The organism is Parabacteroides sp. AF27-14, assembly GCF_003635425.1.
Lineage (GTDB): Bacteria > Bacteroidota > Bacteroidia > Bacteroidales > Tannerellaceae > Parabacteroides > Parabacteroides distasonis.
On record NZ_QTLZ01000032.1, the window covers coordinates 1 to 17,235 of the forward strand.

Consider the following 17,235-nt stretch of genomic DNA (forward strand, 5'->3'; position numbering starts at 1 on the left):
ACCACGATAACCTCAAAATGGACATAGGTTTGCTTGCAAAGGCTTGATAACAGATCATCAAGCTCATCCGGCCTGTTATAAACAGGAATAATAATGGAGTATAAACGCATATCTTTTGTATAAAAGTCTAGCACAAATGTAGACTCATTTTCATACATAGTCAAGGAACACACATGGACAAATCAAGACCAGATAGCACTGATAATCAATAAATTAAAAACACACATATGGACATCCCCTGTTTTTAGTACTCTTTGAGATATTGATCTAGTAAGAAACTTACGTCGGAAGGTATTTGTTTGCTTTTTTTGATACGCTGTTTGATACGCTGTTTCTGTTTGGATACAGACTCGGGGAGAGAGTTCGCAAAAACAGCTATTTGGGAAGAACTGAACCCCATCTTGATTAAGCAGCAATATCGCTTATCTAATTCGGAGAAATCAGGGAAATCTTTCTCTAACCGTGTATAGAACTGATGGTATTGCAAGTTTGTCCAGTTTATGATTAATGACCAATCTGCATCCTTCAGATATTTAGGATGCTCTTTTAGGTCTTTCAATTTATCGAAATAAGGTAATTGCTCATCTAGTTTCTTATATGAGGATTTCAGTAGCTCTTCATATTTCTCTATCTCTTTATGGGACTCCGCATTTTGATCCAATAAACTTTTATTCTCTGAAACAATCTCGTCGATTTCCTGCTGTTTATTATTTAACGTGGCGATCAATTGCTCATTTTCTTTTATACGATTCTCATTCTCTCTTATCGATTCCTTGTAAATTCGTATTTGCTCTCTAGCATGCGCTAAAGATTTTTCCTTCCGCAATACACGATATTGATAGACTATTATAAGAATCAACAGAACCGCAGTGACAAACAAGCCGATTATCTCTTGATTCGTTTTTTCTAGTTTTAGCTGGTTATTTATGTTCAACAATCTCTCATGATCATACCGAGCCTGAATTTCAGCCAATTCTCCAGCATGATTTATTACCTGTAGCGAATCTGAGTAAATAAGATATTGGTTATTATATTCTATGGCCTCCTTGTAAAGTTTTTGTTCTACACATATATAATATAACACTTCATAGGCTTCACTTAGCGTATACAAATTGTCCGTTTCTAAAGATTTCTGAAAGTAGACCTTTGCTGAGTCTAGTTGCCCCAAACTCCAAAAAGCACTACCTATCTTGTAATATATTTGAGGAAGCTTATGTAAGGAAGATACTTGTAAACATAAGTCAAGCTCTTTTCTAGTGTAATGTAAAGCTTTTTCTCCTTGACTTAACTCATTATAAACAACGCCTAGCTCTCCCATAGCCATAGCTTCAAGTTCTAAATTTCCTAATCTTTTAGCATTTTCCAATGATTTACCAAAATAGAATAAGGCACTATCCATCTCATTTATATGCACATAAGTTCTTCCCAGCTCCGATAGAGCATAAGATATCCGTTCTCCATTTCCTGATCGTAATGCGTATTGATAAGCATCCTTTAATTGTACCAACGATTCTTCATAAAGATCTTGATAACGATACGTATTTCCTAATGATTGGCAGATCAGATAAGTAAAAAGCGGCTCATCCAACCTTGTCATTATATCTTTAGACTTTAAAAAGAGAGGTATCGCTTCCGTTAACTTTTTCTGATCCTCCAATAATTGTCCCTTATAATAATACGCTTGCGCCATCCTTTTCAAGTCATCCTCTTTCTCGAAATAATCCATCGCATCTTGAACCAACTTATCCGAGGAAGGGATATTCAACGAATCCGGAAGGCGTTTACCATATACCTTATCCCGGGCTTGTGCCAACAATAGCGCCCAAGTAGCATAGTTCTTTCCGCTAGAGAGTGATGATTGAGGCATAGAACGTAATATAGATAATGCGCTATCCGGATGCTCCCACATCACAGATTCCGCACGAGATAATTCCGCAGGTAATGGTTTTTCTTGGCGCATACAAGAAAAAAGGGTAGCGAAAAGTAGCAAAGTCAGTCCTAGTGTTCTCTTCATTTAGATTACAGTTTACAACTTAAACGCAAGTTATAAAATTTATTTTATAAATACCACTAAAATATTTGTTTTTCAATAGTGATTTTGAGATACGATCAGCCAGCAAGGAGACGCGGCACACTACGTATCTACTAGTTGTATTATGTATTTAAAATATTAGCATATAAGCATTTGCAGTTTTTATGGTAAAAAACAAAAGTTTATCAAGCAGAAAACTTTTGTTTCCCTATATAGAAACTAAAGTTTCTTCAGCACGAAACTTTTGTTTTCCCTAATAGAAACTACTTTTACATATATAGGCACTACGACACACGAACCTAAACGATAATTTGGTTTCTTGCGTTTTCTATCAAAACATGGTAGATAAAGAATGATAATTGTAGATATTTTCTATCTACAACCACTATATAAGATGTTTATTTATAAGGCATATAAGAAGGAATTGTAGATGTGGTAGATATTAAGTGTTTTTTATTAACTGGTAATTTATGGAACTCGATTATATAATCCAACAAGTTCTTGTAACTTTGCAGCCATTTTAATTGAAATCCCGATTGAATATGAAGAACAAATACGAGGCTAGGCTAGGTACGGAACGTATGCTACCGCTGGTTTTCAAAATGGCGCTTCCGGCGGTAGCGGCCCAATTTGTCAACTTACTTTATAATATCGTAGATCGTATCTATATCGGGCATATTCCCGAGATCGGGACAAACGCTTTGGCCGGTATAGGGGTGACCACCTCCATCGTGATCTTGATCTCCTCTTTCTCCGCTATCGTGGGAGCGGGCGGTTCGCCGTTAGCGGCCATCGCTCTCGGACAGGGCGACCGGGAACGGGCCGGAAAAATAGTGGGAAATGGATTTATATTGCTTATCCTATTTACTATATTCACTTCCCTCATCACCTATACCTTCATGGAACCGATCCTGCTTTTTACAGGAGCATCAAAATATACGTTAGGATATGCGGTGGATTATCTCTCTATTTATTTACTGGGCACTCTGTTTGTCGAGATATCCACGGGCTTGAATGCCTTTATCAACGCACAAGGGCGTCCGTCTATCGCTATGTGCTCGGTTTTGATCGGGGCTTTATTGAATATCGTATTAGACCCTATCTTCATTTTCTGGTTGGATATGGGGGTAAAAGGCGCCGCGCTCGCCACGATCCTATCACAAGCTTGCAGTGCCATATGGGTATTGAGCTTCCTTTTCTCAAGACGTGCCTCCTTGCCTTTGGAAAGGCGGTATATGAGACTGGACCGAAGAATCGTACTCTCGATGTTCGCTTTGGGAATTTCTCCGTTCATCATGGCCAGCACGGAGAGTCTGGTCGGTTTCGTCTTGAATAGTAGTTTGAAAAATTTTGGCGATATCTATGTGAGCGCATTGGCTATCTTACAGAGTGCCATGCAATTAGCTAGCGTACCGCTGACCGGTTTCGCCCAAGGATTCGTACCGATCATAAGCTATAATTACGGACATGGAGACAAACAGCGGGTGAAAGATTGTTTTCGTATCGTGCTAATCGTTATGTTCTCTTTCAACTTGATACTCATGCTATTCATGATCTTATTCCCCTCAACCGTAGCCTCCGCTTTTACAAGCGACGAGGAGTTGATCGATACCGTCCGTTGGGTCATGCCCATCTTCTTGGCGGGTATGACGATTTTTGGCTTACAACGAGCTTGCCAGAATATGTTCGTAGCGTTGGGACAAGCTAAGATATCTATCTTTATCGCCTTGCTTCGTAAAGTAATCCTCTTGATTCCTTTGGCATTACTATTACCTCATTTTATGGGGGTAACCGGCGTATACGCGGCAGAAGCCGTATCGGATGCCACGGCCGCTATTTGCTGTACGTTGTTATTTATATGGAAATTCCCGAAGATACTAGGGAAAATCAAGCAAAAAGAAGAAAGGGCTGCCCAATAACGGACAGCCCCCTGATAAAGCCTTAAAGATTAAAATGAATCGTATTAATATCCCGGATTCTGTGTCAAGTTAGGATTCAGGCTAAGGATATCGGCATAGATGGAGAATACCGTTGTATATCCCGTCTTATCCTCTTGATAATCCAGTGAGCTGGCGGAATGTTTCACGCCTACATAACGGTCTACCGTAGCCTCGGTAAACTTACCGAAACGGATCAAATCCTGCCGGCGTACGCCTTCCCACGCTAATTCAAGCATACGCTCGTCTAATAGCGTATCCAGCGTTACGTTTTGTAGCGGTTTGGCGCCTACACGGTTACGAACTTGGTTCACCTCATCGTCTCCATTCTGTCCCAGACGAATCTTGGCTTCCGCCTTCATCAGCAACGCGTCGGCGAAACGGAAGATCACGCAGTCATTTCCATGCAAGTTTCCACCATCCTGAGCATTCTGGTCGAACTCATATTTAGCCATACGAGCTCCGGCGGTCTTCACCAACAAACCATCGGAGGCATCCATATATACCTTCGGGGCGTTCGGCTCATATTTCAAAGGCACTTTCTGTCCGTCCCATTCCGTATAGATCGTCTTTCCGTCCGGACCGGTTACCTCGCCCGTAAAATAAGTAAGCTTACAACGAGGATCCTCATCCGCCGTACCGAACTTAAACACGTTCATCGCCTTCACCGTAGCGCAAGAGCCATTCCATCCGGATTGGCCGTAAGCGGTTGCATGATCATAATGGCGGGTACGTACCAAATTGTAGTCCTTAGCGTCCGGATAAGCGACCGGGTCCATAGGAACCGTGAAAATATTCTCAACCGAGGTCTCGTTCGCTACGGCGAAATTCTCCGAGAAGTTTCCCTGCAATTTATAGCCCAAAGCCTCCAGCTTATCCACATAAGCGATCGTAGCTTCCCAAGCGTTCATCTCTTTACCGTCAACGGTAAACTTGATGTTCTTTCCAGCCGGACGATTGCCGTCCGTCCAATTGTCGTCCGCATAAACCTCCGCGTTCAACGCCAACTTAGCCAAGATCATATAAGCCACCGGCTTGGTAATACGCCCGTAATACTCACCTTTTTGGTTACTGCGGTTATCTGAAAGATAAGGCAACGCCTCCTCCAACTCCGAACGGACAAAGTTAAATACAACGCTACGCTCAGATTGCTTTACCTCAGACATCGGTGTCGTAGAGGAAGTTACCAACGGAACACGAGCGAACAAATCCAACAACTCATAATAGAAAAACGCACGGACCGCACGGACCTCTTCCAGATAAACCTTGAAATATTCCACGTCCGGTTGTTCCTCGGCAAAGGCTTGCAACTTATCAACACTCTGGTTGCATTTTCCGATCTGCTCATACAAGAAATCCCAAGAGTTCTTGGTCAAATCATTCATCGTGCCCCAACGGTGTAAGAAAATATTCTGCCATAAACCGCCATCTTCCCAGTCGCCGATACGGCAAGGAAGCATAGCCTCATCGCTGGAGAAGGTATTCAAGTCATATACATGACGGTCGTTACCCATGATCTTGAACATATTATTGTACAGGCTCGCAACCGTGTTTACATAGACCAACGTAGGGCTTTGGAACGCGGTCTCCTCATCAAACGCGTCTGTAGGACGCTCTTCCAAAAAATTAGAACAGGAAGAAAATGCCGCGGCGGCAGCGGCTATCATAAAGCTATATATAAATTTCTTTTTCATGACTCTTTAAATGGATTTAGAAGTTAACACTCAAACCTAATGAATACGTACGGGATAACGGATAGAAACGTTTGTTATCCATACCTAGGTCATTATTATCTTTATCGACCGTCGTACTGTTAATCATCGGAGACAAACCGGAGTAACCCGTGATCGTAGCTACGTTGTTCACCGAGAATGTCACACGGATATTCTTCACGTATTTCTCGATCTTTTTGCAATCGATGTTGTAACCCAACGTAATATAATCGATATTCAAATAATTACCCTTTTCCAACCAATAATCAGAGATCGACTGGTCGTAGATCTTGCTTTCCGGAGCCTTAGCCAATGCGTTGTATGTAGGGAACTGGCTCAAGTTCATATAAGCTAGCGATGTACCGTTGAAGATCTTATGACCGAAAGCGCCGTTCATCTGCGTCATCAAGTCAAAGCGTTTGTAGCGGAAGCTGAAGTTCATTCCCAGATAATATTTCGGCATGGCTTGGCCGGCGATATAACGGTCGCCACCATCATTGGTATCCAAACCCTCTTTTCCATCGATCGTCTGATCCAAGTTGTAGATATAGCGGCCTTCGATAGCGTTTCCATTCTCATCCAAAGCCGGAGTCAAGCCCAAGCAACGAGGAATGTAGAACACTCCGACAGGCTGGCCTACCATCTGATAAACCACACGGTTGTTTCCTACGAAACCGGCACCACTCATACTGGACAGATCCATATATTGTTTCGCCTGCAACTCTTGTCCCATATAAGAACCGCTCAAGGAGTTCAATTTATTCTTCTGGTAAGAGAAATTCACGCCCATGTTGAAATCGAAATCCTTTGTCTTCACGATACCACCGCTTACAGCCAATTCCACGCCGGAGTTGGTCATCTCTCCCAAGTTCGCCAATAATTCCGGATATACGAACGGAGGAACCGGAACCGCGTATTTATACAACAGATCCGTAGTCTTGGAAGTATACCAATCGGCGGTCAACGTAAAGCGGCCATCGAGGATACCAGCGTCCACACCCACATCGAATGTCTTTTTCACCTCCCAACGCAAGTCCGGGTTCGAGTTACGTGTAAAGCCATAGGTAGCGGTAGAATTTCCATTGACGGAAGTCACGCCGTTCGGGCTCATCAAAGCCAACGAGTTATAAGCCTCGATAGCATCTTGGTTACCGGTCAGACCATAACCCGCACGTAGTTTCAACTGGCTCAGCCAATCCACGTCTTTCAAGAAAGCCTCCTCATTCAACACCCAAGCGGCGGAAGCGGAAGGGAAGAAGCCCCATTTATTATTCATACCCAATTTAGAGGAACCGTCCGCACGTAAGTTCACGGTGGCGATAAAACGGTTGTCATACATATAATTGAAACGACCCATGAATGAGGCCAGACGATTCTCGTTTTGGAAAGAAGTCACGTCTCCGTATTTCACCGTACCACCCGCTTTCAGGTTGTTATAACCGAAGTAATCCGTCTCAAAGCCACGGGCACCGGCGCTAAATCCCGTATAATGATATTTTTGTCCCTCTACCAAGGCCAAAGCGTCGATATGATGTTTCTCATTCAAATCCTTATTATAGGATAACTGGATATTACCCATCAAGATATTCTGCTTATTATCCGCACGGTAACCATGAGCGTCGGAAGTCTGCGTAATCGCTTTCAAATCTTTCGGGATATACTTCATGTTCTCCTTCACGTTATACGTATAAGAGCCGAATGCGCTCAGTTTCAACCCGTCCAAAATCGTCCAAGTCAATTTACCATGTACGTTCACGTAAGCGTTCTTCTCACGATCCTGTATCTCAAGACGTCCCAGCGGGTTCTGGATCTCGTTCGCGTAGGGATCCTCATCCCATTTGCCATCCTCATTCTTATGCGTAGGGAAGGTTGGGTTGTAAGTGGCGGCCGAATAGAAAGTTTTCTCATAATCGTTCGTATAATCCACTTGTTTCAAGGAACCGAACATACCGAACTCGATTTTCAACTTATTGTTGAACATATTCTGTGAAGCGTCCAGTTTAGCCGTATAATTCTTCATACCGCTATTCTTGATAATACCCTGTTGATCGATCACGCCTACAGAAGCACGATAATTCGAATCGTCGTTACCCGCGCCGAAAGAGATGTTATGGTTCTGCGTATAACCCAACTGCTCGATCTCGTCGAAGAAATTCGTATTACCTCCCATATCCAGCGGAGTCATGCCTAACGCCTTCGCCGTAGAGCGGAACTCATCGGCGGATAACATCTTCAAGTTCTTATAAACATTACTGATACCGAAGTTGCCGTTATAACTCAACGTCTTCATACCGTTCTTACCTTTCACCGTAGTCACTACGATTACACCGGCGGCACCACGTGAGCCGTACTGAGCGGTCTCGGAAGCGTCCTTCAAGATCGTGAACGTCTCGATGTCGGCGGGAGCGATCGCGTCCAACATGCTCAAATCACCGAATACGCCATCGATAATCACCAAGGGATCATTACCACCGGACAAAGAGGTCGTACCACGTACACGGATAGAAGGCTTAGAGGCAGGGTCGCCACCCGTCTTGGAGATTACCACACCGGCAACCTTACCTTTCAAGGATTCCAACGGCGTATTCACCACACCTTGGTTCATATCCTCTTTCTTGATACGCTCTACCGCACCGGAGATCGTACGCTTGCTACCGGTAGCGTAACCTACTACTACCACCTCGTCCAACGCCTCTACATCCTCGTCCAGAATGATATTCAGGTTCTGCTGTCCATTTACCGGGATCTCTTGTGATTTATAACCGATATAAGAGATGGTCAGAGTCCCGTCTTTCGGAGCTGCCAACGTGAAATTTCCGTCCATATCGGAAATCGTACCATTCGTTGTTCCTTTCACAAGGACACTAGCTCCAATAATCGGATCGCCGAATTTAGAGTCTTTCACTACACCTTTTACGGTAATGTCTTGAGCATAACTGCTAAAGGAAAGAAAAAGTCCCAAAAGAAGTAGGAACAGACCTCTTTCCCGCAAAGAGAAGAAATGCTTTTTCATGCTTTACAATTTAAGATTACTAAATTAATTTTATTTATTTCGTTTGCTTGATAAAACAACCAAGAGGGGGAATCCCCCCCTTCTCGGACATAAAATAATCTTACAGGAATAAAGGGCGGGTAAAAGCGGGCCTAGTTGTTATATAATAAATTGATTTGATCATAAAATAGAATACTTTTGTTACATTTGCCTCAATCTTTTATCTAAAGTGGTATGTGTGAGCAATTGTATCTAACGGATGATCGTCTTCTTTTCGATAAGATCAGAGGGGGCAACGCAAAGGCGTTCGAATACGCTTTTCGCAAGTTCTCTCCCCGTTTAGAGGCATTTGCCCAGAAATACACCAACGATACAAACGAGGCGGAGGATATCGTACAGGATGTATTCTTGAAATTATGGGAAAGAAGGGAGTTGCTGGATAACATCTCGCTGACCTCTTTTCTTTTCATGATGGTAAGGAATAGTTGTCTAAACTATTTAAAACACCGTCAGATAGCCGATACGGTACAGCAACGGATACCGGATACCGAGACTGCCGAGCGATTATACGCGGCGGATTTCGTACCCGACCCTTCCTCCTTGCTGATCCAAAAGGAACTGTCCGACTCGATCGATCAGATTATGGAGGAACTACCGCCCAAATGCAAGGAAGCGTTCGTTCTCAGCCGTCTGAATGGCTTGAAAAACCGGGAGATAGCGGAACATATGGCTATTACGGAGAAAGTGGTGGAGAAACACATTACCCGTGCCTTGAAACGATTCCGGGATGGATTAAGGCGTTATGCCTTATTACTGGGAACGCTCCTTAGTCTTTGGAAATGGTAATAAAGATTTAGTAAAACAGGAAAATGGAGAATAAACGATTCGAACATATAATTACACGGTATCTGAAAGGCAAGGCGACCCCGGAGGAAGAAGCGGAGTTGCTTCAAGCCATCCATGTCTCAAAGGAATGGGAGGCCGCTTTCCGGAAGCGAACCGCCGAATGGAATCCTTTGGAAGAGACTGAAGCCGATCCGGAAACGGACCGGAAATGGAATCGGATCGCTTCGATCATCACGCCCTCGGAATCTCAATCGCAAACCGAAGAGGCACCGGTTATTTCTTTGGTCTCAACTTCTTCCCGAAGAATATGGTTCTCGATAGCAGCGGTGGTCTTACTATTGCTTGTATCCGGAGTTACCGTCTATTTCTTGAATCAAGGCGGAAAAGCGGGAACAGGAAATGCCGAATGGCAAACGATTATAGCTGCGCAAGAGGATCGTTCGATCCTTTTACCCGATGGTAGTTCCGTTTATCTGAGAGAGAATTCCGAGCTAAGCTATCCGGAGGTCTTCGCCTCTTCCATACGAGAGGTCAAAATCAAAGGAGAAGCCTTCTTTGAGGTCACTCCCAATAGCGAGCAGCCTTTTATAGTTGATGCTTCCGGCTTATCGGTCAAGGTACTGGGAACCTCTTTCAGCGTACAGACCTCCGATCAAGGAAATGAGATCTCCGTGATCTTGGTAGAAGGAAAGGTGAGCCTGAATAACGCGCATGAGAAAGAATTGGTACAGTTGCATCCGAACCAAAAAGCCGATTATTTCGTGAATGACGAACATTATACGGTAACGGAAGTTGATAGTGAACGGCTTACCTCGTGGAGAAAAGGGATCATCTTTTATGATAACGCTTCCCTAGATGAAATCGTACGCTTGATCGAACAAACCTATAAGGTCTCACTCATGTACACACGTCCGGAAAACGATGACCAACGTTTCTCCGGCGCTTTTCTAAAGACACAAAAATTAGAAACCGTATTACAACAAACCAATAAACTCACGGGTACGAACTTGATTCTTATTCAATGAAGAGATACGCGCCACTGCTGTTAACCTTTCTTTTTCTCCCGCTGCTCTTCTCCTGCTTCGATCTGGAAGAAGACCTATACGACCAGCTGGAGAAAGAGGATTATTATACGGATTATGAATCCTTAATGGCCTCCGTACTCCGTCCTTATGAGCATGCGAAATGGGCGGAGACTAATTTCTCTTTCTGGCTGCAAGAGTTATCGGCGGATCAACTCGTGATCACCCAAAAACGAGAGCATTGGGAAGACGGGGGCGTATGGCGTATGATCCACCAGCATACATGGGATACGTACGAGAAAAACAGCGAGCAAATGTGGAACGCTTGCTACGGTGGTATTGGATATTGTAATAATACATTGGCGGATATCCAAGAGTTATCATATGATAACTTCGGACTCTGCGAGTCCGACAAGCGGCAGCATATCGCCGAGCTTACCGCTTTACGGGCTTATTTCCAACTTTTACTTCTGGATGCGTTCCGCATCCCCGCGATCTCCCTCACGACAGAGGAAGAGGTTGGTTCAGCCACCCCACAAGAAAATTTCCACTTTATAGAAGAGAGCTTATTAAACGCCATCCCCGATTTACCCAAGGCACCCTCTAAGAATTACGAGGGACGTATCACCCAAGGAGCGGCGGCCGTATTATTGATGAGGCTCTATTTTAACGCGTCTTGGTACATCAATATACCGATGTGGGAACAGACCGGAGCGCTTTGCGAACGGATTATCAACGGAGAGTTCGGCACTTACTCTCTCACCTCGGAATGGACCGATTTATGGAACGCGGGCAATCAAGATTGTCCGGAATTAATCTGGTCTTATCCCCAGTCCCGGCAAGTAGGATATGACGATTTTTACTATCTGTTTTTTATGCACTACCAAGCGCCCGAACGATTCGGCTGTGGCAAGGATTTGCCGGCGGCCTATAATGGTTGTCACCTCAGTCCCTCTTACGATCCATCCGGCAAGCCCTACCCTTATACGTTAGGACGCACGTTTTCCAAATTTCCTGATACGGATCTCCGGAAGAAGAACTTCAAGGTACTCTCACAAGGCATTTACGAGGGATTATTCCTCTTCGGACCCCAACAGATATACAATAGCGACCAGCTTCAGTATGGCGCCGAGGAATGGGGAAACTACCCCCTCATTTTCATAGATCAAGTAGCACGTTATTCCGACCATCTATCCGATACGGAAAAGAAAGCGCTCACAGATAAACAATTATCTTCCGATACGCCGTGGATCATACGAGATAAAAGATTCACCTCCCTCGCATCCAATATCAAGACCGGCGAGGAGAATACAGGTATCCGTATCGTGAAATATCCGCTTTATCCATCCGGAGACGTGGGGCTGATGGCGAATAATCTGGTAGTGTTACGGCTGACAGAGGTTTATTATACGCTGGCGGAAGTTTCCTTTCGTCTGGGTAATCCAGCCAAGGCCGAGGCGATCTTGAACCAGATACGCAAACGATACTATGCGCCGGAAGACTGGGAACAAGTACGCTATCCGGAAGATGGCTCCGTCCTTACCGCACAGGAATTATTGGATGAATGGGGACGTGAATTTCTAGCGGAGAAACGAAGACGTACCGATTTAAACCGGTTCGGCCTATTCACGACCGGTATCTGGTGGGATAAGCAACCCTCCGATAGTTATCGCCGGTTCTATCCGATACCTGCCCGGGCGATATCGGCCAATCCCTTATTGAAACGCTCGGAAGGATATATCTATTAACCGTTTAATTCACCCTATGCAAATCAAGATATACATATCATTCTTAATAACGGCTCTGTTCCTTTGCGTCCCGCATACACGGGCCCAAGAGATCGAGGTTCCCATCACCTTGAATGAACATGGGACTCAATTAAGGGATGTATTGCGGAAAATAGAGCAACAATCCCCTTATCTTTTCCTATACAACGAGACTCAGTTGGATATGAAACAGAAAATCAATGAGAAAATAACCTCGCCGGATATCCGTAAAATACTAGACCGGCTATGCGGACCGATCGGGATACGCTATGAGATCATGGACGTACAAATCTTGTTGATGCCTAAGATCGATACAAGGAAGCCCAAGCCCTATCCAGTCCCGGTTACGGGTTATATCACGGATGAGAAAGGGTCTCCCATGGAATTTGTCTCGGTAATCGACCTTCTTTCCGGTAAAGGAGGACTAACGAATGAGGAAGGGTATTTCCGCTTCTTTACGGATAAGGATTCGTGCCGGCTACAAATCTCCCATCTGGCCTATAAGCCGGAGCTAAGGACGGTAGGGCCCGATAACCGTCATTTACAGATCCAATTGATACCGGCCGTCTTTAATTTGGACGAGGTGGTAGCGATCGGCTACGGAACCTTGGCACGCAAGGAACTGACATCAGCCGTGGGTTATGTATCCTCGGAACGGTTCTTATCCGGGAAGGTCAACAATCCCATCCAAGGCATCAAAGGATTGATCGCCGGAATGAGCATCTCGGGATCTTCCTTGTCCGATATAAACTCGATACCGGATATACAGATACGGGGCGCCGGGTCTATTTTGGCCGGAAACAATCCGCTAGTCGTGGTAGATGGGGTACCCGGAGTATCCTTGAATAGTTTATCGCTAGCCGAAATCGCCTCCATATCGGTATTAAAAGACGGATCTTCCGCCGCCATTTACGGATCGAACGGGGCTAACGGAGTGATCTTGATAACGACCAAAAGCGGTAAAAGCTCGGATAAGTTGCAGGCCAATTACCAAACCTACCTAGCGGCCGCTCACGAATATAATAGACCTCGTGTCCTTTCGCCCGAAGCCTTTGTAGCAGCCGGGAGAGACGCTGATCTAGGGTACCATACGGATTGGCAAGCCGCTTTGATACGCTCCTGCCCCTTGGAACAAAATCATGATTTATCCATTCAAAACGGATGGAAAAGCGGGGCGTTCCGTATCTCCATGAATTACAGGGACGGACAAGGGCTAGACATTGTATCCTCCCGCCGGGAATACGCCTTACGTACCCATATCAGCCAAAACCTCCTCTCCGGCTATCTGGAGCTAACCGTATCGCTCGCTTACAAAAAACAACATTTGCGCCTAGGTAACCATACAGCTTTCCAACAAGCGATGCTAGCCAATCCTACCGCCCCGATCTATACCGATGAGGAGGAGACGGAGTATCTCTATCCTTCCGGTTTCGAGCGGGATAATCCCGTAGCCTCACTAAAAGAGGAAAACCGGCAACAAGAGAACCAGTTTATGACCGGCTCGCTAACCGCACGGATCAACTGGAGCAAACCTTTTTACTCCACCATTATGCTCGCCGAGAACCGGGAAGAGAGTGAGGAAAATGTCTATTGGACCTCACGGGCCAAAGAATCCGTAGACAATAACCGGAAAGGGCGAGCGGATCGTACCTCTTCCAAATATGTAAACCGGACGCTAGACTGGACCAATCATTACGATAATACGTGGGACCAGCACATGGTCAAAGCGATGATAGGCTATTCATTCCAACGTTGGGATCATTCGGGAATGAACGCCGGAAATGCCGACTTTCCTACCGACTTCTTCACATGGAACAACATAGGCACCGGTTCTTACCTTACCGATGGAAAAGCGACTTTAAGCTCATTCAAGAATTCCAGCAAGTTGATTAGTGTCTTTGCCCGGTTTAATTATTCCTACCGGGACTTATTGATGCTTTCCGCCTCGTTTCGCAGGGAAGGTTCCAGTAAATTCGGGGCGAATCATAAATGGGGCAACTTCCCTGCCCTTTCGGGTGGTATACGCTTGAGCGAGTTACCCGCCTTCCAAACGGAATGGTTGGACGATCTTAAATTCAGGGTTGGTTACGGGGTATCGGGCCGCCATAATTTCTCCCCTTACCAATCGCTAGAGACGTACGCCGGAGCGGGTAAAGTCATGGTAGATGGCAAATGGATACAAGTATTCGGACCTAGCAATAACCCCAATCCGGATTTACGCTGGGAAAAAAGCCTGCATACCAACATAGGCGCCGAGGCGATCTTACTTAACTCCCGCCTCATGCTCTCCTTGAATCTATTCAAACGTACGACAAAAGATCTCCTGTTTGTCTACAACGCAATCAAGCCTCCCATGATCCATGACAATATCACGACAAACGTAGGTACTATCGACTCCAAGGGATTGGAATGGGAAATGAACTGGCTGCCCGTGCGTACCAAGAACTTTCAATATTCGGCAAGCCTCACGGGTAGCCTATTGAGCAGTACGCTGAAAAGTCTTTCCAACAATCAGTTCAAGCTAGGCTATACCTATCTGTATGATCTTCCCACCCCCGGATTACCCGGCCCGGCTATCCGCTTGGAGGAGGGAAAGCCAATCGGCTCCTTTTTCGGTTGGCGCTATGCCGGAACCGACGCCGAGGGTAATATCTTGGTATGGAGCAAAGACGGGAGAAAGATCCCGACCACGGAACGAACCGAGGAAGACAAGAATTTTATCGGCAACGGCGTACCGAAAGTGCAGCTCTCTTTCAGCCATACGTTTACTTGGAAGAATTTTGATTTACGATTGTTTTTCACCTCTTGGCTGGGGTACGACCTGTTGAATCTGAAACAAATGTACTACGGGCTACAAAACGTACCGGTTACCAATCTTTTAGAAGACGCTTATACCCGTAACGACGCCATCAAGGGAGACAAGATCTATTGCGATTATTTTCTGGAGAACGGTAATTTCCTGAAATTAGAAGAATTGACCTTGGGATATAAAATTCCTCTCCCAGACAATAAATGGATTCAATCGTTACGCTGCTATTTCTCGGTAAATAATGTATTTACACTTACCGGATATACCGGAGGCGATCCCGCTAATATCAACGTGAATGGCGTAGAACCCGGTATCGAGACCACTTCCATCTATCCTGTAGCCCGTACCTTCACGCTGGGATTATCCGTCCAATTCTAAAGACCTCCACTGCAAGCCGGGTTGCAGTAACACAACCCGCAAGGCTCTATCCGGGAAACCTGTAGTCAATATTTATTTTGTACGAAAAGCAAGCGCAAAAGGAACAACCTAATCAGTTAATCCCTAACTTTGTGAGCCTAAACAGTAGAAAACATGGTACAAAGATTCGATTACTTAGTGATAGGCTCAGGAATCGCCGGTATGAGTTTCGCTCTGAAAGTAGCCAATGAAGGCAAGAGCGTAGCACTTATCTGTAAAGCCGGACAAGAAGAAGCCAACACATATTTCGCGCAAGGAGGTATCGCTTCCGTAACCAACTTGAAAGTAGATAATTTCGAGAAGCACATAGAAGACACGATGATCGCCGGCGACTGGATCAGTGACCGGGCAGCCGTGGAGAAAGTCGTGCGCGAGGCCCCTGCCCAGATCGAGGCGCTTATCCGATGGGGAGTTAATTTCGATAAGAAAGAAAGCGGAGAATTCGATCTGCATAAAGAAGGAGGACACTCCGAGTTTCGTATCCTGCACCATGCCGACAATACGGGAGCCGAGATACAGACGAGCTTGATAGAAACGGTAAACAACCATCCCAACATCGCCGTATTCACGAACCATTATGCGGTAGAGATTATCACCCAGCACCATATGGGCATTATCGTCACCCGCCATACCCCCGGTATCAAATGTTTCGGTGCCTATGTATTGAACGAGGATACGGGCGAGGTACATACTTTCTTGTCAAAGATAACCGTTATGGCGACAGGCGGTTGCGAGGCCGTTTACCGGAATACGACAAACCCGCTGGTAGCTACCGGAGACGGTATCGCCATGGTTTACCGCGCGAAAGGCTCCGTAAAAGATATGGAGTTTATCCAGTTCCACCCGACCGCCTTGTATCATCCGGGCGACCGTCCCTCTTTCCTCATCACCGAGGCGATGCGCGGATATGGAGCTGTATTGAGAAACCTTGGCGGCGAGGAGTTCATGCATAAATATGATCCCCGTCTTTCCTTGGCTCCCCGTGATATCGTAGCCCGTGCGATCGATAGCGAGATGAAACAACGGGGTGAAGACCATGTCTATTTGGACGTGACGCACAAAGATCCGGAAGAGACGAAGAAACACTTCCCCAATATCTATAAGAAATGCCTCAGCTTAGGGATCGATATCACGAAAGATTACATCCCGGTAGCCCCTGCGGCCCATTATTTATGTGGAGGTATCAAGGTAGACTTAAACGGGCAATCCAGCATCCGTCGCCTATATGCGATCGGAGAATGCTCTTGTACCGGCCTGCACGGTGGTAACCGCTTAGCTTCAAACTCATTGATCGAGGCAGTTGTATATGCCGACGCCGCGGCGAAACACTCATTAAGCGTCATGGATCGCTATGAGTTTAACCAAGATGTACCGGAATGGAACGATGAGGGAACGATCACCAATGAAGAGCGTGTATTGATCACCCAAAGCATGAAAGAGGTAAACCAGATCATGGAAGCGTATGTAGGTATCGTTCGTAGTAACACACGTTTGATCCGTGCGTGGAACCGTTTGGATATTTTATATGAGGAGACAGAGAGCCTTTTCAAACGTTGTAAAGCATCCCGTGAATTATGCGAGTTGCGTAATATGATCAATGTAGGTTATTTGATCACTCGTCAAGCGATGGAACGGAAAGAGAGCCGGGGATTACATTATACGATTGATTACCCACCGATTAAATAATTGAAAATTGAGAATT

General features: G+C 45.3%; 10 protein-coding genes. 6 read left to right on the forward strand and 4 right to left on the reverse strand.

Annotation, left to right across the window (positions count from 1 at the left end; all coding sequences use genetic code 11):
- Together DWY79_RS20550 and DWY79_RS20555 are read right to left on the reverse strand one after the other, a co-directional pair.
- The coding region (locus tag DWY79_RS20550) for a glycosyltransferase family 2 protein (RefSeq protein WP_135960001.1) at positions 1 to 110 on the reverse strand (110 nt) is incomplete at its 3' end.
- A gap of 134 nt (positions 111 to 244) precedes the next feature.
- Positions 245 to 2,014, reverse strand: coding sequence for a tetratricopeptide repeat protein (locus tag DWY79_RS20555; RefSeq protein ID WP_121960721.1), 1,770 nt, complete (start codon positions 2,012 to 2,014; stop codon positions 245 to 247).
- A gap of 560 nt (positions 2,015 to 2,574) precedes the next feature.
- Between DWY79_RS20555 and DWY79_RS20560 the strand changes: the two genes are divergently transcribed.
- A complete protein-coding gene (locus tag DWY79_RS20560) occupies positions 2,575 to 3,951 on the forward strand; it encodes an MATE family efflux transporter (RefSeq protein WP_122370259.1) in 1,377 nt (458 codons plus the stop codon).
- A 44-nt stretch (positions 3,952 to 3,995) separates the two neighbouring features.
- Here DWY79_RS20560 and DWY79_RS20565 read toward each other — a convergent pair whose 3' ends face one another.
- A complete protein-coding gene (locus tag DWY79_RS20565; RefSeq protein WP_036616454.1) occupies positions 3,996 to 5,663 on the reverse strand; it encodes a RagB/SusD family nutrient uptake outer membrane protein in 1,668 nt (555 codons plus the stop codon).
- A 16-nt stretch (positions 5,664 to 5,679) separates the two neighbouring features.
- Positions 5,680 to 8,694, reverse strand: coding sequence for a TonB-dependent receptor (locus DWY79_RS20570; protein ID WP_005863703.1), 3,015 nt, complete (start codon positions 8,692 to 8,694; stop codon positions 5,680 to 5,682).
- Positions 8,695 to 8,907: 213 nt separating this feature from the next.
- On the opposite strand from DWY79_RS20570, the gene DWY79_RS20575 reads away from it, so the two are divergent.
- The 5 genes from DWY79_RS20575 (at position 8,908) to nadB (ending at position 17,219) form a co-directional block, all read left to right on the forward strand.
- A complete protein-coding gene (locus tag DWY79_RS20575) occupies positions 8,908 to 9,519 on the forward strand; it encodes an RNA polymerase sigma-70 factor (RefSeq protein ID WP_008773174.1) in 612 nt (203 codons plus the stop codon).
- Positions 9,520 to 9,542: 23 nt separating this feature from the next.
- The gene (locus DWY79_RS20580; protein ID WP_122370261.1) at positions 9,543 to 10,544 is read left to right on the forward strand and encodes a FecR family protein; all 1,002 of its coding nucleotides are present in this window, start codon (positions 9,543 to 9,545) and stop codon (positions 10,542 to 10,544) included.
- Positions 10,541 to 12,289: a RagB/SusD family nutrient uptake outer membrane protein gene (locus DWY79_RS20585; RefSeq protein ID WP_057327031.1), complete on the forward strand. Its 1,749-nt coding sequence runs from the start codon at positions 10,541 to 10,543 to the stop codon at positions 12,287 to 12,289. The genes DWY79_RS20580 and DWY79_RS20585 overlap by 4 nt, the downstream gene beginning before the upstream one ends.
- Before the next feature lie 16 nt (positions 12,290 to 12,305).
- A complete protein-coding gene (locus DWY79_RS20590; RefSeq protein WP_233564026.1) occupies positions 12,306 to 15,494 on the forward strand; it encodes a SusC/RagA family TonB-linked outer membrane protein in 3,189 nt (1,062 codons plus the stop codon).
- Positions 15,495 to 15,647: 153 nt separating this feature from the next.
- Entirely contained in the window at positions 15,648 to 17,219 is a 1,572-nt protein-coding gene (gene nadB, locus DWY79_RS20595) for an L-aspartate oxidase (RefSeq protein WP_005860322.1), read from the forward strand.
- The last annotated feature ends 16 nt before the right edge of the window (positions 17,220 to 17,235 follow it).